We start from the raw sequence: 20,858 nt of genomic DNA, 5'->3' as shown, positions 1-20,858 counted from the left end.
AAAATTGAAAGGAGCTCTTTATGAAAACTGTTTATATTCTTCACACCGGCGGCACAATCTCTATGAAAGAAGACATGGCAACTGGATCAGTAACACCAGATATTCAAAATCCGCTTCACCGCTCCACATCATCTGTTTCAGGTATGGCCAATGTAATCGTAGAAGAAGCATTTCATCTGCCTTCTCCTCACATTACTCCTAAGGAAATGCTTATACTTTCAAAAAAAATACGCGATAAAATTAATGAAGGCAAAATTGATGCAGTCGTGCTAACCCACGGTACGGACACGCTGGAAGAAACCGCTTATTTTTTAGATTTAACAGTGCATACAGATATTCCAATTGTCTTAACTGGAGCCATGAGATCAAGCAATGAAATTGGTTCAGACGGTCCTTATAATTTTATATCTGCGGTTCGGGTGGCTATTAGTGACGGTGCAAAAGGAAAAGGTGTCTTAGTTGTGATGAACGATGAAATTCATACCGCTGAAAATGTGACCAAGACCCACACAAGCAACGTGGCGACATTTCAAAGCCCTCAGTACGGGCCAATAGGATTAATCACAAAACGCGGCGTATCTTTTCACCACATGCCTACAGAACACGAATTTTATCCTGTCAATCAGATAGATAAACAAATCACTTTATTAAAAGCTTATGCAGGAATGGACGACCATTTATTTCAAGCAGTGGCTTCAATGAATGTTGATGGACTTGTAATTGAAGCCCTCGGCCAAGGAAATCTACCTCCTCTCACAATTCCAGGCATTCAATTGCTTTTAGAGCGAAAGATACCCATCGTGCTCGTTTCCCGCTGTTTTAATGGAATTGCTCAAGATGTATATGGATATGAAGGCGGCGGCAAGCAGTTGAAAGAGATGGGCGTTATTTTTTCAAATGGCTTAAATGGTCCTAAAGCACGCATTAAACTCTTAGTTGCTCTCCAAGTAACAACGAATCATGATGAACTGCAGCAGCTATTTAATCATTAGTAAAACAACGCATAGAAGCCTATGCGTTGTTTTTGTTGATAATATGAGAAGCAATTGATTTTCCATGAAAACGTCCATTTTCGATAAAAACCTCATTAGCATTGTTTCCTGCAGCAATCACACCAGCGATATAAATTCCTTCCACGTTTGTTTCCATGGTCTCTTCGTTAAAAGAAGGGCGGCCTGTTTCATCATCTAATTCCACACCCATTTTTGTTAAGAACGAATGATCAGGGTGATACCCAGTCATCGCAAAAACGAAATCGTTACTAATCGTAGATTCTTTCCCTTCCTGTTCATATGTTACCGTTTCATCCGTTATCTTTGTTACATGAGCATTAAAATGCATCCTAATTGTCCCATTTCGAACCAGAGCCTCAAATTCAGGCAATATCCAAGGTTTTACGCTAGGTGAGTAATCTGAGCCACGATAAATAACCGTCACCCTTGCATCACACTTCACCAATTCCAGAGCTGCATCGACGCTAGAGTTTTTTCCGCCTATAACGACTACATCTTTATCAAAGTACGGATGCGCTTCTTTAAAATAATGAAATACCTTTGATAAATCTTCACCAGGCACATTCATATAATTAGGATGATCGTAATAGCCTGTAGCTATAATGACATTCTCTGCTTCATATGTCTCTTTAGATGTTGTGACAATAAATTGGTTTTCCGCTTGTTTGTCTACTTGCAAGACACGTTCAAACGGCTGAATTCGAACTTGCCTGCGCTTCACCACTTCTCGGTAGTAAGCAAGAGCTTGGTTGCGCACAGGCTTACGATTTTCGGTAATAAAAGGGACATCCCCAATTTCTAGTTTTTCACTCGAACTAAAAAACGTTTGGTGGGTCGGATAGTTATAAATGGCATTCACAATGTTCCCTTTTTCAATTACAAGGGCATCAATACCTGTATGTTGAAGCTCGATAGCTGCTGAAAGGCCGCATGGTCCTCCGCCAACAATAATTACTTTTTCTTTCTTCATGCCTGTCACTCCTTCAGTTGTAAACGCACCTTTTTTTTTATTTTAAGGCAGTGTAAAACAAAAAAATCTCCTCATTAATGATAGGAGATTTTTTCTATTTACGCAATTGTTCTGCTGTTCTGTTTTTAAATCCAGCCTCTGAAACGAGAGCCTTCTGCCATTTTTCTTACGCCTATCATATAAGCAGCTAGACGCATGTCGACTTTTCGAGTTGTAGAGGTTTCGTAGATGTTATTAAATGATTTAACCATTACTTTTTCAAGCTTTTCTTCTACTTCTTCTTCCGTCCAATAATAACCTTGGTTATTTTGCACCCATTCAAAATAAGAGACTGTTACACCGCCGGCACTTGCCAAAACGTCTGGAACTAATAAAATTCCTCTCTCTGACAAAATGCGCGTTGCTTCAAGAGTTGTTGGTCCATTTGCTGCTTCTACTACAATACTCGCTTGAATGTTATGGGCGTTTTCTTCTGTAATTTGATTTTCAATCGCAGCTGGAACTAGGATGTCACAGTCAAGTTCAAGCAGCTCTTTGTTGCTGATTGTATTATTGAATAATTTTGTTACTGTACCAAAGCTATCGCGTCGATCTAATAAATAATCAATGTCTAAACCGTTAGGGTCATGCAGCGCTCCGTACGCATCGGATATCCCTACAATTTTAGCGCCAGCGTCGTGCATGAACTTAGCTAAAAAGCTCCCTGCATTTCCAAACCCTTGTACTACTACCCGTGCACCTTGTAATTCAATGCCTCGTTTTTTCGCTGCTTCACGAATACAAATAGTTACTCCTTTTGCAGTCGCTGTTTCACGGCCGTGCGAACCACCTAAGACAAGGGGCTTTCCAGTAATAAAACCCGGTGAGTTAAATTCATCAATCCGGCTGTATTCATCCATCATCCAAGCCATAATTTGTGAATTTGTAAACACATCCGGCGCTGGAATATCCTTTGTTGGTCCAACAATTTGGCTAATCGCACGAACATATCCGCGGCTTAAACGCTCTAATTCTCCAAAAGACATATTTCGAGGATCACAAACAATTCCACCTTTTCCTCCACCGTAAGGAAGGTCAACGATTCCACATTTTAAACTCATCCATATAGATAGAGCTTTTACTTCTTTTTCAGTTACGTTTGGGTGAAAACGAATTCCGCCTTTCGTAGGACCAACTGCATCGTTATGCTGCGCTCGGTGACCTGTAAAAATCTTAACTGATCCGTCATCCATACGAACAGGAATTTTTACTGTCATCATTCGTAATGGCTCTTTTAATAGTTCATACACTTCATCAGGATAGCCTAGTTTTTCTAACGCTTTATGTATCACTGTTTGTGTAGATTTTAAAACATCATGCTTCTCTTCTTGACTATTTTTACTGTCTTGCATCTTGTCGGCTACCATCTGTAAACCTCCTAAAATGTATCGAAAATTATTCGTTTTTAATTGAATGGTGCTTCTTTCATGACATAGTATACACCCTTAGTTTTACATTGCAAAGGAAAATATCGAACTTTTAGTATTTTTTGTGTTCTTCTAAGAAAACGCTTCCAATAACTTTACAAGGTATGCTACAATGTTTTAAGTCTGCCTCTTTTCTAGTATGCTTTAATCGTCTAAAAAAAATAAAAAACACCCGGTGATAAAGAGCACTTTCAACAACTTTGTACAAGCTGAAAGTGCAGCCACTCTTATTTTAATAAAAGTGCTTTATCCTTCACGGGTGTAATTATTTCAATTAAACAATTAAGAAAAGACAGAATTAATATACTCCAAAGCTCTCTTTTCTACTAACATTTTTCCATATTCATTTACGCGGTGCTTTGTAATTGTAGAGGGATTTCCATACTCCGCCAAAACCGCAATCATATTCCCAACTTCAGCCGGTGACAGCATGTGATAATCCAACAGCACGTAAAAACGTTTTTCAAATGAATAGAGCACGCTATCCGTATCGTAAAAGTTTGACATGCGCTTGGTCAGCTGAATGACATCTTCAAATGAATCAAACTCAAAAAACATGTCTTCGCTTTCATCTAGCATGACCTGCATTTCAATGAAGTCCTCGAACTCGTCTTCATCGAACTCACCGTAGCTGGTTTCTTCTTCATACTGCTTCGTCACAAATACAACCATTCCCTGTGCTTGAAGTGAAAAAACTTCTACCGAAAGAGAATTTGTAGGTTCAAAGTTCAGTTCTTGAGAAGCTTGCTCTATCATCTCACGAAAAAGCTGTTTTACTTTGAATGTATCTGTCCATAGATCTTCTTTTGTTAACCCTCTTTCTTGTAAATCATCGTAGGTCAAAAAAACTTTTAGCTTATTATAGTTTAATCGTTCAAGCCTCATTAGCGTCCCTCCCCGCTTGCACTCATAACCACATGGTTCGATAATGCAGTATATGTATTTTTTGGAAAACGGTTCGTGATGTTTACTTACGAGTTTACAGGTTTATGATAGGAAAGACAAGCTATTCTCAATCAATTTCTGCTAATTTTTTTGTTAGCCAGCTGTTCCACTCTTCTTTTGTATTTCCTAAAATAAACGGCTGGGCCTCGCCTTTTCTTTTGCTATCTAAACCATCAAACACATAACCGCCTAACCCTACTTTGAGATGCGGGAATTTCTTTATCATTTGGTTCGTCAAGTTTAGTGTTTTCTCGGCATTTTCCATCATTGTGCATGACATAAATAAAAACGTTGGGTCTACTTCTTTAACAATTAACTCAACATCTTTATCTTCAATGCTGCTTCCTAAATAAATAACTTCAAACCCTTTACGGCGTAAAAATAGCGTAAAGACTAGGAGTCCCACTTCATGTGTCTCATTAGGTCCGCATACAGCAATCGCTTTAGGCAATAAGCCATTTGAAGGCAGCGAATAAAAAATCATGCTGATACGCGTTTTTAATACTTGAGTCGTATAATGCTCATGAGCACTTGTAATTTGCCCTTTTTCCCACATATCTCCAACCGTCACGAGTAGAGAACCCAAAATATCAATAACCACTTTTTCTACCGAATACAGGCTAAAAGCATGATTAATTAAATCCTGTGCTTTTCCTTCTTCAAAAGATAAAAGCATCGTTAACAGCTCATCCCTAATTTTTTGAGGGGAATCTACTTCTCCTTCTTCTTCAAACGTTCCTACTGTACTGCTTTCCGTTTCTAATAACGAAACCGCTTGACTGATGGTAAAACCTCCGCTCACTTTTTCCGTGAGCCATTTTAATTTCCGCAAATCTTCCTCTGTATATAACCGATGCCCCGAATCGTTGCGGACAGGATTTAAAATTTGATAACGTCGTTCCCATGCACGCAAAGTTCCCGGCTGGATTCCGACCATATTTGAGATGGCTTTAATATTATACTTCCCTTCGTGAGCCATACGTAACCTCCAACTACTCTTCGTGAACTGTATCTATTAATTGAATTATAGGATAAGTTATCCTGTGTGTAAAATTTGTATATGCTATGTAAAGAGTTTGTTCAAGGCTATTCTTTCCTTTTTAAAGTAATATAATGCGTTTGGGCTCTAGCTTGTAAACGGAGAGGCAAAGAGGTTGTACCATATCCGTTACTGACAAAAAGAGGAATCTTTCTTTTTTCTTTCAGCCCTCCTAATTCATACATACCCAAATTAAATAAGCGTATCTGTCCCCCGTGTGTATGCCCGCTCAAAATTAAATCTACTTTTGATTCTTCATCTACATAATAGATAACATCAGGATTATGGCTTAGAAGAATGGTAAGCTGTTCAGGTTCAATGGAAGAAACGGCTCGCTTTAGATTCATCTGACCTTCTGATAAATCATCTACCCCCGCAAAGTGGCAGGTAGTACCATATTTAGAAACGGCAAAGGCATGCTCATTTTTAAGGGCAATAACTCCTTCATCTTTAAGCATCTGCTTCAATTGCATCTGACTTACTTCGTAATCATTATTTCCCCACACAAAATAGACGGGTCCTAGCGTTTTAAGCTGTTGAATATTTTGACGAGCCCGCACTAAAGGGACTCCTCCTTCTAGTAAATCACCGCCTATGATCACAAAATCTACTTCGCCCGGTATTTTTTCCAACAGCTTCGACGAAACTGTTCGCTTATGTATATCCGATATAAAAAACAGGCGCAAAGGCTGCTGATTTTCAGGAAATCTTGATAAATGAATCGTTCTTTTTTCGACATATGTACGATGGGCTTCTGAAAACATAAAAATCAGCAAGCCTATGCCTAACGCTAAAACAATTAAAAGAATAACCATATATTCTCCTTCTTTTCATTTTATACCCGATGTGTTTCCTTTAAAGAAGAAAGGGCATAAATTATCGCAATTGTTAACAAACCTACTACTTGATAAAGTGCAATTGCACTTAACGATAAAATTCCTATTACACATAGACATGAAACAAGGTATTCATGCCATTTTACCTTATAGCCTTTTAGAAGCAACCGACTTTGCAGAAACACTTTACGAACTGCCGCCGACAGACAAAAAAGAGCCGTAAAAAACAAGATTATAACACTAAACACATCTAACGGATGTAAAATCATTTGAATAAGTAAATAGGTTAACGAAGCTTTTGAGCCTACAGCCGTTAAACTGCTGATATAATAACTGCATAACCACGCAGCCAGCAAGTTAAACCAATCCCTCACAAAAAAACCCCCTTCACTAAACTTCTATGTAAAAAGAGGCTTTTTCATGCGATTCTATTTGTTTTCATGATATAAATTAATTCCATAGGTTGACTGCATCCAGCGGAACGTTTCTTTTCGGTGCTCCCATGTTTCAGGCGTCGCCCATAGCTCTTTGCTTCTTTTAATAATCTCACAGCGCAAATCTTGAAAAGTCTTTTCTGCTTTCTCGCTTTTTTTCTGCAGCTGTACAGTATAAAAGTAAAGTGAGACTGTAAGCAATAGAAACATCAAATGTCCCATGTTGCCTAACAAAAATGAAAAAAATTCGCTAAACGTCGTAAAAAAACCGCTTTGAAATATGAAAAAAAAGTAGCTAATAACAGCCGTTACACTGGCTAAAAACAAAAGCTTCCATTTTTTCTCTTTAGCTTTCAGCTTATTGACTGTCTCTTTTCTTTTAATAACGCTAGCTAATATATATTGAAGTGTTTCATCGTTTTCAAAGTCTATCACTTTGTTTTCCATTATTCCACCCCCCCCTCGTATGCTAGTACAACATATGAGGGAACATAAAAGATTATGTGGGTAGTATTGAAAATAATGGCTGTTTCCTTAACCTTTACTGCATTAATTCTTCTGGCTGTGCAGATTCCCCTTTTGATTTTCGTATCTGCAGGCCCAATAAAAAATCAATGAGAAAATGAGTAAAAATCGTGACATACAAATTTTCAGTCCACCAAAAAAGCAACCCTATTAAAAAGCTTAAAAACACAACCGAAATAAAAAGAAACCACTTTTTTAAATATCGAATGTGAACCAGTGCAAATACAATACTCGCCCAAAAGAGGCCAAACTGAACTTGTATAACCCCTCGAAATAATATTTCTTCTGAACATGCAACAATTAGGCAAATAAGGATCAGATGAGGAACAGAACGATTAGCAAATAAACGTTCATTGATCCCTCCGTCATCGTATAAATGCTCAGGTACGCATTTCATTAGAAGTATATCTCCTCCTACTACCAAGAGAGCTGTTCCTCCCCCGTACAATAAAATAGAAGACCAATCCAGCTGAAAAAACTGCAAAAAGGAATTCCACGAATCGAATGTAAAAAGACCGATGCCTAAAGCAATGAAGCAGATGAGCAGCTGTGTTACATATAAATTTTTAACTAGCTCTGCATCTGTCATGGATGAAATAAGCTCTTGCTGTGATTTTGCCATTATATCTCTCCTTGACGAAGCAAACGAGCTAATTCTAATTCCCAGCCTTGAAATGTCCATTGCTCCTGCTCACCATTTGTTTTTTTATAGTTTTCTAAATCCAAGCCGCAGCAATCGCAACAATTCTCAAGCTCTGATTTTCCCGTTTCATCGAAATAGCCAAGCAGCACGTGACGACGGCATTCTTTTGTCTTAATAAACCCCTTCATCGCACGATACTTGTCATGTTTGTTTCGAAGACGTTTATTTACAGCTGCAACAATCGTTTCATGCAGCGATGCAGGAATTTTCCAGGGTTCAACATGTTCATTTTTCACTACATTTTCTCTGTACAAATAATAACGAATAAATCGCCAATGTGTTTCTTGAACACCTACTGTATAGAGAAAGTGAGACTCTACTTGTTTTAAAGGAATGGCCTGATCATGGTTTCGTAAATACGACAAGCAGTATAAGATAGTATCTGAAGAAGGAAGCTCAATTTCAAGTAAAGAATGAGCAAAATCATCGTCTCCTTCAGCATAAAGCAAGATCGCAATACTGTTTCGCTGATCGCGTCCACTTCTTCCAATTTCCTGTACATATGCTTCTAGCTGCGTAGGTGTATGAAAATGAATAACAAAGCGAACATTCGATTTGTTAACCCCCATTCCAAATGCACTTGTGCAGCAAATGATATCAAGCTGATTTTCTAAAAATTGCTGTTGAACAAGCATTCTTTCATTCGGTTCCATTCCCCCATGGTAATACTGCACTCGCTGTATCCCATTTTCCTTTAGAAGCTGTGTTAACGCTTCTGTCCAAGATCGGCTGGAACAATAGATAATTCCCGGACCTTGCAGTTCACTAACGTACATCAGTAATTTCTCTTTTTTTTCTTCAATACTTGCAACAAAATCAACTTTCATCGCAATATTACTTCGATTCATGGAATAGATGTGCTCGTTGACAGCAGGAAGCGATAAGTAGCGCTTAATATCTTCCACTACTTCCCTAGTCGCAGTTCCCGTTAGTGCTAGACATAGTGGACTGCCAAGTTCCTTCCATATATCTCCTAGCTGTAGATAATCTAAACGAAAATCATGTCCCCACTGAGAAATACAATGCGCCTCGTCCACAACAAAAAGGCCTACCTTTGCCTGCTTTAATGCTTCTACTACAACAGCATTTTGCAAAATTTCAGGAGATGCATAAATAAAACGATAAAAAGCTAAATTTTTTAGCGCTCGTTGTTTTTCTTCTTGTTGTAGGAAACTATTTAAGGCAATAACTCGCTTTTCTCCGCTTGCCTTTAGTTGTTGAACTTGATCTTCCATCAGTGAAATTAAAGGAGATACAATCAGCACCGGTCGGTTCAACAAATAAGCTGGGAGCTGATAGCACAATGATTTTCCTGTTCCTGTAGGAAGAACCGCTAACACATTATGACCGGTTAAAATATCTTGAATAATCTCTTTTTGTCCTAGTCGAAATTGGCTATAGCCAAATTGTTTCTGTAGAAGTTGTTCTATCTTCACATCAAACACCACTTTTTTTATTATCAGGTAAAATGTTTTGCTAATACGAGACGAATCTGAAAATAGGTAACGTCGTCTTTTACTTCTTCTTTTATCATCTTTAATTTATTTGTACGCAAACCTTCAAAGGCTGAGATAATTTTTTCCTGCTGCTTAGGCGATACGTATGCATCGATTGAAAAAGATGGAACAAACAGAGCTAATTCTGCAATATGGTCTTCAATTGTACTTTCTTTTAAACGCCTTATATAAGCAATTTCTTCAAGCGTCTTGCCTTTTTGAAGCCAGCTATACGTTTTTAACGTCGAGCTTGTCAAAGGCAATTCTAAATATAGATCACGTAAAAAAGAAGACAGTACATGAAAGCTTTCATTATTTTTACTTACTTTTTCAATGATATGGTGAATAACGCCTAAAAGTTGAATATGAACATAATGCTCATCGAGTTCATATTGATATGCTAACTGATTTTTTGTAAAGCCTACTCTTTGGTATCCAGTCAGCTGCAAAACAAAAAGAGACGCGTCCCGTTCCGTGCAGCCTTTCAAGCACGTTCGGAGCTCTTCGAATAGCTCGGCGGCTAACTCTTGACGCGTTTGCTTTTGAGACATAATATACGTTTTGACCCATTGAATGACCTCAGCATTTTTGGAAATGGGTAAAAACCCTTTTTGAAAATACTGTAGGTTTGATAAGGTCTGAATGAACAAAGTGATTCTTGCTAAAAATAATTGAGTACTGCTTGCGAATTTCCATCCGTCTAAAGCTGGATGAAAGGGTCGAGCCGTCAGTTCATCTTCAAGGCGTGCTTGTCCCTTATCTGTCATCACATACTTTTGATTTTCAGTTTCTTCAATATACTGCTGTTCTTTTAAATATGCAACGCAGGTTTCAAAAGACCGTTTATCTAAGTAAACAAATGACTGAAAAAGAAACGAAATTCCAAAAATTTTTCCGTCTTGAATCGTTTGAGCTGACTTTTTACCTGTTAATAAATGATAAATACCATAGGCGGTTCGCTCACCTTTTAACTGTTTTATACAAAATAAAATGCTAACTTGAATATAATTCAAAGGTGTCAACTTCCTTTCTCATTCATTGTACCAAAAGTGACCAATAGCATGTGAGATAAAGGCTTTTTAGCTCTTTCCTTTATGTATTAAAACGTTTGGGTAAGTGAAGAAACCTTGATTTGATAAGCATTCTCAGTGACTTTTCTATTGAAAAGTTTTATAAATCATTTTACAATGAATAAGGAGAAATTTCACTCTTGATTCGCGAAGAGATTATATAATGAGAAATTTTCGAACACTTTACAGGAGGTCTTGTTATGCCAAAATATACAATTGTTGATAAAGATACTTGCATCGCATGCGGCGCTTGCGGAGCAGCAGCACCAGACATTTATGATTATGATGATGAAGGTATTGCATTCGTAACACTAGATGATAACCAAGGTGTAGTAGAAATTCCAGAAGATCTAGAAGATGATATGATGGATGCAATGGAAGGCTGCCCTACGGATTCAATTCGCGTAGCGGATGAAAAATTCGAAGGCGATGCTAATAAATTCGAATAAGTATTGAGCAAACCTGTAGTGTACATGCTGCAGGTTTTTTTATATATAAAAATCGCTCTCCCCGGGAGAGCGATTGAATTAAACAGCAATGCGACGCGTGATCCATTGCTTCATTTTTGAAAACAATAAGACAAAGATAACCCCTGTTGCTGCTCCTTTTATTAAGTTAAACGGCAAAATACCTGCAACGATATATTGACGTGCTTGTTCACTAGACATTTCTGGCGATTGCAAGAAGATTGTATACGCTGGTAAGAAGACATAATAATTTAAGACAGCCATGAGTACCGTCATTACCACCGTACCCGTAACCAAACCTATCGTTACGCCTTTAGCCGTTTTAAATCGGTTGAACATGTATGATACAGGAAGAACGAACAGTAAACCAGCCACAAAGTTAGCCACTTGACCAACTGGAACCCCTGTAGCACTTCCTTGAATTAAATAATTCAATAAATTTTTTATTCCTTCTACTATAACAGCAGCCATCGGTCCAAATACAAGTGCTGCTACGAGTGCAGGAATTTCGCTAAAATCAATTGTTAAAAACGGAGGTAATCCAGGAATTGGAAAATTAATCATCATTAAAATATAAGCAATACTACTTAGCATTCCTAGTATGACCAGCTTTTGAGTTTTCTTACTTTGTTGCATCTTGCCTCTCTCCTTCTTTGTGATCCACTCTTCAAAGAAGAAAGGTTCAACTTTATATCCCCACGCAAAAACCTCCCAACAAATGATTCGTTGAGAGGAGACATGGCAGGCATATTTAATAAACGTTCATCACATTAAGTTTTGAACGCTGAACCTCCACCTTCTCCCATCCAGACTGTACTGTCGGCTTTGGAATTTCACCAAATCTGCTCGTATGTATTACATATAAGCTCGCGGGCTCAAAACAATTTGTTTTTTACCGCCGGTCGGGAATTTCACCCTGCCCCGAAGATAGACCAATATTTAATTATGAATTTATTATATGTTATCTCGAATTAAAAGTAAATAAAGAAGTTTTTTAATTCCTATTAAATTGATGTATTTTATAAACTTCATTACTGTTTTATATGTAAAATAAGGAAATAAGTGCATAACCAACAGCATTATGACATATTTATAGTTTCAATTTTACGTTTATAATTGTGTATTTGATAACTAATCGTAAAGTTTGAAAAATACAATTGACAGAATTTTTTTAACATGGTAAATTATCAAATATTTGATGATAGTAAAATCCAAGGGAGATGTTCACGTCATGTATAATGTATTAGTAGCTGATTCAATTAGCAATGAAGGTCTTGCTCCACTACTTGAAGCTCCTCATGTGAATCTTACGCGAAAAAAAGTTGAAGAAGTTGAGAATGATTTGCATACGTACGATGCGCTTTTAGTACGGAGTGCTACGACGGTTACAGAGGATTTGCTGGCAAAAATGCCGAATTTAAAAATTGTTGCTCGCGCTGGAGTAGGTGTCGATAATATTGATATTGAAGCCTCAACCAAACGAGGGGTTGTCGTTATTAACGCGCCGAACGGAAATACCATTTCAACGGCGGAACATACATTTGCTATGATGGCTAGCTTGTTTCGGCATATTCCCCAAGGAAATGCTTCAGTCAAAGCGCGCGAATGGAACCGCTCAGCATTTGTTGGAACAGAGCTTAATCGCAAACACCTGGGCATTATCGGATTTGGACGAATTGGCTCAGAGCTTGCCAAACGCGCAAAAGCCTTCAATATGAGCGTTCACGTTTACGATCCTTTTTTAACCTCTTCCCGAGCTGAAAAGCTAGGCGTAGAACTATTATCCCTGGATGAATTACTAGCAGCAGCGGATGTTATTACCGTGCACACTCCGCTTACCAAAGAAACAAAGGGATTGCTCAATCATGACACGTTAGCCAAAACAAAGAAGGGCGTGTTTTTATTAAACTGCGCACGCGGCGGGATCATTGATGAAAAAGCCTTAGTTCATTATTTAGAAATTGGCCATGTTCAAGGTGCAGCTATTGACGTATTTGAAGTTGAGCCGCCGATTGATAACCCTTTGTTACATTTTGATCAAGTTATTACAACTCCCCATTTAGGAGCTTCTACAAAAGAAGCCCAGCTTAACGTTGCTGAAGACGTGGCACATGACGTTTTGCGTTTTCTAGAAGGTAATCCTGTAAGCTCATCCATTAATTTACCGACGCTTTCTAAAGAAGTTTTTGAAAAAATTCAGCCGTTTACGAGCCTTACTAAACAAATAGGAGCTATTTTATCTCAATGCATGCGAGAACCTGTTCAGCATATCTCTATCTCCTACGGAGGTACAGTGACGGATTTGGAAACCACTTATATTACACGGAGCTTATTATCAGGCTTTTTGACTCATCGTATCGACTCACCTGTTAACGAAGTCAATGCTTCTATGATTGCCAAAGAACGGGGAATTACATTTGGTGAAAAAACATCGGAAGATACGCAAGGATATTCCAATATGATTGACGTTACCGTAACAGGCGAACAGCGTACATTTACCATTACGGGCACCTATATAGCAGGGTATGGACCTCGAATTGTTAATATTGATTCGTTTGATATTGATTTTTATCCGGAAGGACACCTTCTTTATATCCGTCACAGTGATCAGCCCGGAGTTATTGGAAATGTAGGGAAAGTACTTGGAGATTTACGTATTAACATTGCTACCATGCAAGTGGGCCGTAAGCAAAAAGGCGGAGAAGCCATTATGATGCTTACGTTTGATAAGCTTTTAGATGATTCTGTCATCTCTTCGTTAAAACAAACAAGCGAAATTGTGACCATACAGCGTATTGAATTGTGAAATTGAAAAAAAGAGCCTGAGCGGCTCTTTTTTTATGGACTTATTTTTAACACTTGTCCTGTATTTAACATCGTATTTTCTAAATGATTCCACTTTCTTAGCTGATCCATATCTACTTCATATTTGACTGCGAGCTCAGATAATGTATCTCCTTGATGGATAAGAATACAGTTATCAGAAGTCTGATGTAACTGCTGAAAAACCGTGGCAGCTAAATCGCTTTTTACGTATGCCGATAGTTTTTGCTTGTCCAATTTGGCAAGTGGGTTTACTGCATTGGTTTTATCCGGATTCCAACTTCCTTGATGAACTTCAAAATGCAAATGTGCACCTGAAGAGCGCCCTGTATTGCCAACTCGTCCAATGTTTTGACCAGCGGCTACACGATTTCCTTCTGCAACAAAACGTTCCTCTAGATGAGCATAAACCGTTTCATATCCATTTGTTTGTTTGATAAAAACAACCTGTCCATATGTATTTGAATAATAAGAGCGGCTCACCACTCCTTTTGCGACAGCATACACCTGTTTACCAACAGGTGCTGCTATATCAATTCCAAAGTGTTTGGCGTGACGTGAACCAAATATATCAGTTAAGACTCCTTCAACCGGCCACTCCCACTGCTTCTCTTCTGCTTTTACCATTTGCCCGCCCAAAAATAAAAGACCTATACACAATCCCATTACTAATACAACCAATATTCTTCTTAACACGTCAATCATGAAGAAAGAACCTCCTATGTAGATCATTGCACACAAAACATACTATATGCCAATTCTTTCTCTTTTAGACTTGTTTATAGAAAAAATAAAGAGATGTGATTCTCCACTGAATCACATCTCTTTGTTATTCTTATTATTTCAGCCGAACAAACTGTTATTTAGCATATGTTTACTTTGGCAGTTTGATGAAGAAAGTTGTTCCTTCATTTAATTCACTTTCAACCGCAATGATCCCTTGATGTGCCTCCACGATATTTTTGGCGATTGCAAGCCCAAGACCAGTTCCTGACTTCCCTCTCGTTCTGGCTTTATCCGCTTTATAAAATCGTTCAAATACAAATGGAAGATCTTCTTTCGGAATGCCTGCTCCTGTATCTTGAACAGAAAGATGGATTTCGGATTGACTTTTATCAAGATGCAGCTTTACTTCTCCGTAGTCATCCGTATGACGAATAGCATTATCAATTAAGTTTGTCAGCACTTGTTCCATACGGTCTGAATCAATCATCGCTTCAAATTCATCTTCTACTTTTCCATTAAGAGACAGTTTAATATGTTTTTCTTTAGCTAACCCTTGAAACTTACGCAAAACACGTTCTGTAAATTCAACCATTGCTACAGATTCTAAGTGAAGCTGCACATGTCCCGCTTCCATTCGCGCCAAATCTAAAAGTTCATTTACAAGCCGGCCCATACGGAGTGATTCATCATAAATCACCTGTGCAATTTCTTTCTTTTCTTCATCCGTACTTGCAATATCGTCAATAATAGCTTCACTATAACCTTGAAGCATAGAAATAGGTGTACGCAATTCATGAGACACGTTTGCAATAAAATCTTTTCTCGATTTATCAAGTTTACGCTCTTCAGACATATCCCGTAGTACGGCTACAGCACCGCGAATTTTCGTTTGATTATAGAGCGGTGACATTAAAATGACCCACGTTTTCCCTTGGATTTTCAATTCTGCACTTCGCTCCGTTTCAGTCTCTACTACCGTTTGAAACAAATGGACAACGTTTGCTGGAAGCTCAGGCACCTGCTGATTGTTGACATCCTGCTCGTAATACCAAGTCTGAAGAAAATGCTCCGCTGGGGGATTGGTAATTAAAATCGACCCGTCTCTACTAAACGTAATAACACCGTCTGCCATACTGCTTAAAATACTTGAAAGCTGCTCTTTTTCCTGATTAAGCGCATTGAGGTTAAACTTTAACTGCCTGCCCATTTGATTAAAAGCAATCGCTAACTCTCCAATTTCATCGTGAGTTAAAATAGGTACTTTTGTATCAAAGTTGCCTTTTGTTACTTCAAATGCCGCCTGCCTCATTTTTCTAAGAGGCGCTGTAATTCGAGTGGATAAGAAAAAAGCAAAGATAGTAGTTAAAATAATAGCAATACCTGCAGCCAATAAAATGAACTTAGTCGTATATTGAGCGGGTTCTTCAATTTCAGAAAGAGATTGATACAAATAAACGCCGCCTGTCGGTTTGTTATCTTTCATTAAAGGTACACCGACAACAAACATTAAAGGTTCATCACTCGTGTCTTTCTTTGTGGTCATGTACATTTTTTCCCGTATTACTTTACCTTTTTCAACCACTTGATTTAGCTGATCGTTTTGTTTAACAATGGCCGAAATAGCTTTCTTATTTTCTTTATCAGGATGTGTGGAATGCCAATAAAAATCTTTGTCTTGAACAATAACTACACTTGCTTGGTCTGCAAGTTCACGAGCAATGGATAGTCCTAGTTTTTCATCGTCCGTTTCCTGCACAATGGTAGAGATTTTAGCAGCCGTTTTAGTTAAACGGTTTTCTGCATCTACAACATGATAATTTTCAAAAAACTGAAGCAATAAAATAGTCAAAATAAATAAAACAAGCGTGACGAGCAATAGGATAGTAAACCATAGTTTACCAACTACACTTCTCCAAAACATCAGTTATTTTCAACCTCAAATTTATACCCTACTCCCCATACGGTTACAATCATTTTCGCCGCTTGGGACGATACACGATTTAACTTTTCACGCAAACGCTTGACGTGCGTATCTACCGTACGAAGATCTCCAAAGAAATCATAATGCCATACTTCACGCAGCAGCTGCTCTCTGTCATATACTTTATCTGGCGTTTTTGCAAGATAGCATAATAATTCATATTCTTTTGGAGTTAAGTTAACTTCTTTTCCGTCTGCTGTAACGCGATGTGCATCATTATCAATCGTTAAGTGATCAAAGACAATAAGATTTTTCACGCTCGTTTCTGGTTGAATAAACGTTGCTTGAGAAGAACGTCGAAGCAGTGCTTTTACGCGAAGAACCACTTCTCTTGGGCTAAACGGCTTAACGATATAATCATCTGTGCCTACTTCAAACCCTTGGACTCTGTTTACTTCTTCCCCTTTAGCTGTAAGCATGATAATAGGAGTTGCTTTTTTCTCCCGAATTTGTTTACAAACCTCAATACCATCTATGCCGGGCATCATTAAATCTAATACAATCAAATCATAATCTATGTGTAACGCTTTTTCGATTGCTTCATGCCCATCGGCTGCTTCTTCAATGATGTATCCTTCTTTTTCTAAGTACATTTTTAACAATCGTCTAATGCGATCTTCATCGTCTACTAGCAGTAACCTTTGTTCGTTTTGCATGTATTTTCAACCTCCTAGTCTTAGTGTACAAAAAAAAACCGGCGAGTTCTACTTATGATACCCAAACAATGTGACAATTCGTGAACACCTTTACGAAAAACAGCTTTTTTTACCAAAAAGAGGCTGAGACGCAACGAAATCCATGCAATCTACAGCTGAATAAATAAAATAAAGAAGCTAGTAGGGATCGCTTGTTCCACGGCTATAAGCACCTACATACACGAAACTTGCGTTCACCATCTCAATGAAAAAATCCGAACGAATGAGATTCTCCATCAAGAATCTCATTCGTTCGGATCTTCCTTCAACTAAAATATCTTTGTTTCAGCCTCTATTCTATTTTTAAAGGTTACGCATATGAATGTAAACCTGCAATAATTAGGTTCACAGCCACTAAGTTGAACATAATGATGGCAAATCCGCCAACTGCAAGCCAAGCTGATTTTTCACCGTGCCACCCTTTAGACAGCCGAAGATGAAGAAAAGCAGCGTAAAATAAAAATGTGATCAGCGCCCACACCTCTTTAGGGTCCCACCCCCAAAAGCGCGTCCAGGCCATCTGAGCCCAAATCATAGCAAAAATAAGTGCTCCTAGTGTAAAAATAGGAAACCCAATTGCCACTGCTCTGTAGCTTACTTCATCAAGCAAGTCGCTGTTTACCTGCTTCACAAGCGGCTGCAGCGCGGCTCCAATTCGCTTCCGTAAAATGAAACGAATCAGCCAATATAAGACAAAGCCGCCGCCTAACGACCAAATAACCGTATTTAATTTTTTAGCATTGATAATAGCGGGCATATCAATAAGCGGCTGTATATCGTTCCCGGCTGTCCACTCACTTTGATGCGGCCCCACTAGCGGAACCATATGATATACGACTTGCTCTTGTTCTCCACTTTTATTAATCCAATTAAATGATGACTCGTAGTGAGCCGCATTAAAAGCCAGCGTCACCGCTACAAACCCAAGCGTACTAATAAGCGTATACAGGATGAATTCCAGCCAAAATGCTTTTTTATTTCGCTTGGATTGGTCAATCGTTTTGATTAAATAAATCAATCCTGCAACAAAGCTAATGGAAAGCACGGCTTCACCCGTAGCTGCGGTTGTAACGTGAATATGCAGCCAATTCGTTTGAAGAGCCGGTATCAGCGGCGTAATTTCAGTTGGAAACATGCTTGCATAAGCAATGATCAAAAGAGCCACCGGCAATGCAAACAATCCAAGCATGCTAAGACGATAAATAAAGTAAATAACAATAAATGCGCCAACAAGCATCATGCCAAAAAACGTCGTAAATTCAAATAAATTACTAACAGGAGCGTGGCCTGATGCAATCCACCTTGTAATAAAGTAGCCAATCTGTGCAATAAAGCCGATGATGGTAACCGCAATTCCAAACGTTGCCCACTTTGTTTTCTTTTGAGCTGCTCGCTTATCTCGAATAGCTCCTCCGAAAAAAAAGGTTGCAACTAAATAAGCAATAAACGCCACATACAGTAAATTACTACTTATACTCGCGTAATCCATGCTTTTTCCTCCTATTTTGTTTCTTTATCATTTTGGTCCTTCAGCTGTGTAAGGGATGTTGATTCTAATAAACCATTTAGTTCTTTTTTTAGCCCATACCAGTTTTTATTTGTATGTGCGGCCAACCATATCTCATTATTGACTTTTTGAATCCACATGCGGCGATGATTCCAATACATCCCTTGAACCACACCAATCATAAAGATGGCTCCGCCAATTCCTAAAAACCAAAGCGTATAGTCTCTGCGAACGGTTAATCCCGTTACATTTTTCGTTTCCACACCAGCAAAGGTCATTTTATAATCGTTATTTCCTAGCGGCTCCAAGTTCTCTCTAATTCCAACAAAAGCAACTTCCCCTTTTTTATGCTGAGGGGTAATCATTTTAAATACAAAAGCGGGATTGTTAGGTACTCTGGTCTTTGTATTTGGATTTCCTTCATCATCAAAGAAAAAGTCTGGAAAGTAACTCATGAGCTTGACTTTATATCCGTTTTTTAGATCATATGTTTCTTTTGGATTATGTAAATCTACTGTAAGTGAACCAACGTTTCTATTTTCATTTTTATCTGTTAAATGGAAAGACATAGAGCTAAACTCATTTAACTTGAAGTCCACTTGGTACATGGCATATCCTTCAAACTTAAGCGGCTGATTCACACGAATCTCTGAATCTTTTATTTTTTTTAATTTTGGATCTGCTCCCGGTATAAGCTTTCCTTCGCGCTTATACAAACTAACATCCGCTTCATATTTTTTGGCTACTTTATTATTCCCTGCACGATCAATTGCTTCTTGAAACACGGCGCTTTCGCTATCTTTATCATACGTTTCAACAGTAAAACGATGGTTTTTCAAAAAATATTCTCCGTTCGTCCCAGGAATAACTTTTGTTTCACCTTCACGGATCCAAAGAACTTCATCTATATACATACCTGGTACAAACCTAAGCATAGCACCTAGTAAAAAGATAATGAGACCGATATGATTAACGTATGGACCCCATCTTGAGAAGCGTCCTTTTTCAGCCAGCAGATTGCCGTTTTCTTCACGAATAGAGTATCTTCTTTTTTTAAGCATACTTTTTACATGTTCATAATCTTGATCGGTCCACGATGATGAAGTGCTATATAAACGCTGTCTTTTTAAGAAGTTTGGATGTTTTGTTACACTCTGCTTTTTTAGAGCTCGGTACAAAGGCACTACTCGATCTAAACTGCAAATGACTAACGACATTCCTAAAGCAGCAATTAAAAGCAAGTACCACCACGATTCGTAGAGATGATGAAAACCTAACTTATAATAAAGCTCTCCTGTCCATCCATATTCCTTTTGGTAATACTCATCTGCTGTCACATTAGGAGGTATGTAAGCTTCTTGAGGATAAATGGTTCCGACTGCAGACGCAACAAGCGTCACAATAATGATCCAAATACCTACTTTTACAGAAGAGAAAAAGTTCCATATTTTATCGATAACTGTTTTATTGTACGTTTGCGATCGCCTTGCGCTTCCTTCATAACGCATATCTACTAATTTATCAGTTGTTTCTTCTGCAATCGGCTTACCACAGGCTTCACACAAAATCGTACCATGCGGGTTAACGTGTCCACATTCACATTTTACGTGTTTCATTGTCAACACTCCCTATGGTTTAATTTCTTCCATATATTCTTTTATTTTAGATTCTTCCAATCCCCCAATAAAACTGTCTACAATCTTTCCGTTTTTATCAATTAAAAATGTAGTCGGCAGAGGATCTATTCCGTATGCACCCAATACTTGTGAATCTTTATCCATCAAAATCGGAAAAGATAGCTCATACTGTTTAGCAAATTGCTCTACTGCTATATTCGTTTCTGCAACGTTAACAGCTAGAATTTCGACACCTTGCTTTTTATATGATGCATACTGCTTTTCCATAGCCGGCATCTCTTGTTTACAGGGCTTGCACCATGTTCCCCAAAAATTCAAAAAAACTCCTTTGCCTTTGTAATCTGATAGCTGATGAGTTTCTCCATTAACATCTCTTAATATAAAGTCAGGTGCCTTATCTCCTACTGATACCTTTTGTTTATCAGCAAAAAATTGAGCATAAAGGGTATATCCAACCGCGCACAGCAAAACTGCCAATATAACTGTTCGAATAATCAAGCGCTTTTTTTTCATGGCACGAACTCC

General features: G+C 38.2%; 20 protein-coding genes and 1 riboswitch. Of the genes, 3 read left to right on the top strand and 17 right to left on the bottom strand.

What is annotated here, in order from left to right; all coding sequences use genetic code 11:
- The first annotated feature begins 20 nt into the window (after positions 1-20).
- A complete protein-coding gene (locus AC1DEF_RS02760; RefSeq protein WP_013084903.1) occupies positions 21-992 on the top strand; it encodes an asparaginase in 972 nt (323 codons plus the stop codon).
- 19 nt (positions 993-1,011) lie between these two features.
- On the opposite strand, the gene AC1DEF_RS02755 is transcribed toward AC1DEF_RS02760, so the two are convergent.
- The 10 genes from AC1DEF_RS02755 to AC1DEF_RS02710 form a co-directional block, all read right to left on the bottom strand.
- Complete coding sequence (locus AC1DEF_RS02755) at positions 1,012-1,983, bottom strand: YpdA family putative bacillithiol disulfide reductase (protein ID WP_097824548.1); 972 nt, start codon at positions 1,981-1,983, stop codon at positions 1,012-1,014.
- Positions 1,984-2,108: 125 nt separating this feature from the next.
- Positions 2,109-3,374 carry a Glu/Leu/Phe/Val family dehydrogenase gene (locus tag AC1DEF_RS02750; protein WP_370506064.1) on the bottom strand — a complete coding sequence of 422 codons (1,266 nt, stop codon included), beginning with the start codon at positions 3,372-3,374 and terminating at the stop codon, positions 2,109-2,111.
- A gap of 357 nt (positions 3,375-3,731) precedes the next feature.
- Positions 3,732-4,334 (bottom strand): genetic competence negative regulator, encoded by a 603-nt coding sequence (locus tag AC1DEF_RS02745; protein WP_043976361.1) that lies wholly within the window; start codon positions 4,332-4,334, stop codon positions 3,732-3,734.
- Positions 4,335-4,461: 127 nt separating this feature from the next.
- A complete protein-coding gene (locus AC1DEF_RS02740; protein ID WP_025750422.1) occupies positions 4,462-5,373 on the bottom strand; it encodes a MerR family transcriptional regulator in 912 nt (303 codons plus the stop codon).
- A 107-nt stretch (positions 5,374-5,480) separates the two neighbouring features.
- Positions 5,481-6,248, bottom strand: a complete 768-nt coding sequence (locus AC1DEF_RS02735; RefSeq protein ID WP_097824549.1) for a metallophosphoesterase — start codon at positions 6,246-6,248, stop codon at positions 5,481-5,483.
- A 20-nt stretch (positions 6,249-6,268) separates the two neighbouring features.
- The gene (locus AC1DEF_RS02730) at positions 6,269-6,643 is read right to left on the bottom strand and encodes a hypothetical protein (protein ID WP_013084909.1); all 375 of its coding nucleotides are present in this window, start codon (positions 6,641-6,643) and stop codon (positions 6,269-6,271) included.
- Between the two features lie 54 nt (positions 6,644-6,697).
- Complete coding sequence (locus AC1DEF_RS02725) at positions 6,698-7,150, bottom strand: DUF2663 family protein (protein ID WP_097824550.1); 453 nt, start codon at positions 7,148-7,150, stop codon at positions 6,698-6,700.
- Between the two features lie 94 nt (positions 7,151-7,244).
- Positions 7,245-7,850 carry a CPBP family intramembrane glutamic endopeptidase gene (locus AC1DEF_RS02720; protein ID WP_097824551.1) on the bottom strand — a complete coding sequence of 202 codons (606 nt, stop codon included), beginning with the start codon at positions 7,848-7,850 and terminating at the stop codon, positions 7,245-7,247.
- Positions 7,850-9,367: a RecQ family ATP-dependent DNA helicase gene (locus AC1DEF_RS02715; protein ID WP_097824552.1), complete on the bottom strand. Its 1,518-nt coding sequence runs from the start codon at positions 9,365-9,367 to the stop codon at positions 7,850-7,852. Before AC1DEF_RS02715 ends, AC1DEF_RS02720 begins: the two co-directional genes overlap by 1 nt.
- 23 nt (positions 9,368-9,390) lie before the next feature.
- The gene (locus AC1DEF_RS02710; RefSeq protein ID WP_043976350.1) at positions 9,391-10,440 is read right to left on the bottom strand and encodes a YpbB family protein; all 1,050 of its coding nucleotides are present in this window, start codon (positions 10,438-10,440) and stop codon (positions 9,391-9,393) included.
- 257 nt (positions 10,441-10,697) lie between these two features.
- Between AC1DEF_RS02710 and AC1DEF_RS02705 the strand changes: the two genes are divergently transcribed.
- Positions 10,698-10,946: a ferredoxin gene (locus AC1DEF_RS02705; RefSeq protein ID WP_013059046.1), complete on the top strand. Its 249-nt coding sequence runs from the start codon at positions 10,698-10,700 to the stop codon at positions 10,944-10,946.
- Between the two features lie 78 nt (positions 10,947-11,024).
- Here AC1DEF_RS02705 and AC1DEF_RS02700 read toward each other — a convergent pair whose 3' ends face one another.
- Positions 11,025-11,600: an ECF transporter S component gene (locus AC1DEF_RS02700; protein WP_013084915.1), complete on the bottom strand. Its 576-nt coding sequence runs from the start codon at positions 11,598-11,600 to the stop codon at positions 11,025-11,027.
- 154 nt (positions 11,601-11,754) lie between these two features.
- A riboswitch (FMN riboswitch) is annotated at positions 11,755-11,897 on the bottom strand.
- A gap of 298 nt (positions 11,898-12,195) precedes the next feature.
- Here AC1DEF_RS02700 and serA point away from each other — a divergent pair.
- A complete protein-coding gene (gene serA, locus AC1DEF_RS02695; RefSeq protein ID WP_043976346.1) occupies positions 12,196-13,770 on the top strand; it encodes a phosphoglycerate dehydrogenase in 1,575 nt (524 codons plus the stop codon).
- A 32-nt stretch (positions 13,771-13,802) separates the two neighbouring features.
- Here serA and AC1DEF_RS02690 read toward each other — a convergent pair whose 3' ends face one another.
- The 6 genes from AC1DEF_RS02690 to resA form a co-directional block, all read right to left on the bottom strand.
- Entirely contained in the window at positions 13,803-14,492 is a 690-nt protein-coding gene (locus tag AC1DEF_RS02690) for a peptidoglycan DD-metalloendopeptidase family protein (RefSeq protein ID WP_097824553.1), read from the bottom strand.
- 169 nt (positions 14,493-14,661) lie between these two features.
- Positions 14,662-16,434, bottom strand: a complete 1,773-nt coding sequence (locus tag AC1DEF_RS02685; RefSeq protein ID WP_013084918.1) for an ATP-binding protein — start codon at positions 16,432-16,434, stop codon at positions 14,662-14,664.
- Positions 16,434-17,150 (bottom strand): response regulator transcription factor, encoded by a 717-nt coding sequence (locus AC1DEF_RS02680; protein WP_013059051.1) that lies wholly within the window; start codon positions 17,148-17,150, stop codon positions 16,434-16,436. Before AC1DEF_RS02680 ends, AC1DEF_RS02685 begins: the two co-directional genes overlap by 1 nt.
- A gap of 349 nt (positions 17,151-17,499) precedes the next feature.
- Entirely contained in the window at positions 17,500-18,678 is a 1,179-nt protein-coding gene (gene ccsB, locus AC1DEF_RS02675) for a c-type cytochrome biogenesis protein CcsB (protein WP_025750430.1), read from the bottom strand.
- An 11-nt stretch (positions 18,679-18,689) separates the two neighbouring features.
- Complete coding sequence (gene resB, locus AC1DEF_RS02670) at positions 18,690-20,312, bottom strand: cytochrome c biogenesis protein ResB (protein ID WP_097824554.1); 1,623 nt, start codon at positions 20,310-20,312, stop codon at positions 18,690-18,692.
- A 12-nt stretch (positions 20,313-20,324) separates the two neighbouring features.
- Positions 20,325-20,846 carry a thiol-disulfide oxidoreductase ResA gene (resA, locus tag AC1DEF_RS02665; protein WP_013059054.1) on the bottom strand — a complete coding sequence of 174 codons (522 nt, stop codon included), beginning with the start codon at positions 20,844-20,846 and terminating at the stop codon, positions 20,325-20,327.
- Positions 20,847-20,858 lie beyond the last annotated feature (12 nt).

The organism is Priestia sp. 10L35 (genome assembly GCF_056395685.1).
This window is presented reverse-complemented; position numbering and strand designations above follow the sequence as displayed.

Coding starts and splice junctions, on each gene's coding strand:
- AC1DEF_RS02760 (WP_013084903.1), top strand. CDS start 21: ATGAAAACTGTTTATATTCTTCACACCGGCGGCACAATCTCTATGAAA.
- AC1DEF_RS02755 (WP_097824548.1), bottom strand. CDS start 1,983: ATGAAGAAAGAAAAAGTAATTATTGTTGGCGGAGGACCATGCGGCCTT.
- AC1DEF_RS02750 (WP_370506064.1), bottom strand. CDS start 3,374: ATGCAAGACAGTAAAAATAGTCAAGAAGAGAAGCATGATGTTTTAAAA.
- AC1DEF_RS02745 (WP_043976361.1), bottom strand. CDS start 4,334: ATGAGGCTTGAACGATTAAACTATAATAAGCTAAAAGTTTTTTTGACC.
- AC1DEF_RS02740 (WP_025750422.1), bottom strand. CDS start 5,373: ATGGCTCACGAAGGGAAGTATAATATTAAAGCCATCTCAAATATGGTC.
- AC1DEF_RS02735 (WP_097824549.1), bottom strand. CDS start 6,248: ATGGTTATTCTTTTAATTGTTTTAGCGTTAGGCATAGGCTTGCTGATT.
- AC1DEF_RS02725 (WP_097824550.1), bottom strand. CDS start 7,150: ATGGAAAACAAAGTGATAGACTTTGAAAACGATGAAACACTTCAATAT.
- AC1DEF_RS02720 (WP_097824551.1), bottom strand. CDS start 7,850: ATGGCAAAATCACAGCAAGAGCTTATTTCATCCATGACAGATGCAGAG.
- AC1DEF_RS02705 (WP_013059046.1), top strand. CDS start 10,698: ATGCCAAAATATACAATTGTTGATAAAGATACTTGCATCGCATGCGGC.
- AC1DEF_RS02700 (WP_013084915.1), bottom strand. CDS start 11,600: ATGCAACAAAGTAAGAAAACTCAAAAGCTGGTCATACTAGGAATGCTA.
- serA (WP_043976346.1), top strand. CDS start 12,196: ATGTATAATGTATTAGTAGCTGATTCAATTAGCAATGAAGGTCTTGCT.
- AC1DEF_RS02690 (WP_097824553.1), bottom strand. CDS start 14,492: ATGATTGACGTGTTAAGAAGAATATTGGTTGTATTAGTAATGGGATTG.
- AC1DEF_RS02685 (WP_013084918.1), bottom strand. CDS start 16,434: ATGTTTTGGAGAAGTGTAGTTGGTAAACTATGGTTTACTATCCTATTG.
- AC1DEF_RS02680 (WP_013059051.1), bottom strand. CDS start 17,150: ATGCAAAACGAACAAAGGTTACTGCTAGTAGACGATGAAGATCGCATT.
- ccsB (WP_025750430.1), bottom strand. CDS start 18,678: ATGGATTACGCGAGTATAAGTAGTAATTTACTGTATGTGGCGTTTATT.
- resB (WP_097824554.1), bottom strand. CDS start 20,312: ATGAAACACGTAAAATGTGAATGTGGACACGTTAACCCGCATGGTACG.
- resA (WP_013059054.1), bottom strand. CDS start 20,846: ATGAAAAAAAAGCGCTTGATTATTCGAACAGTTATATTGGCAGTTTTG.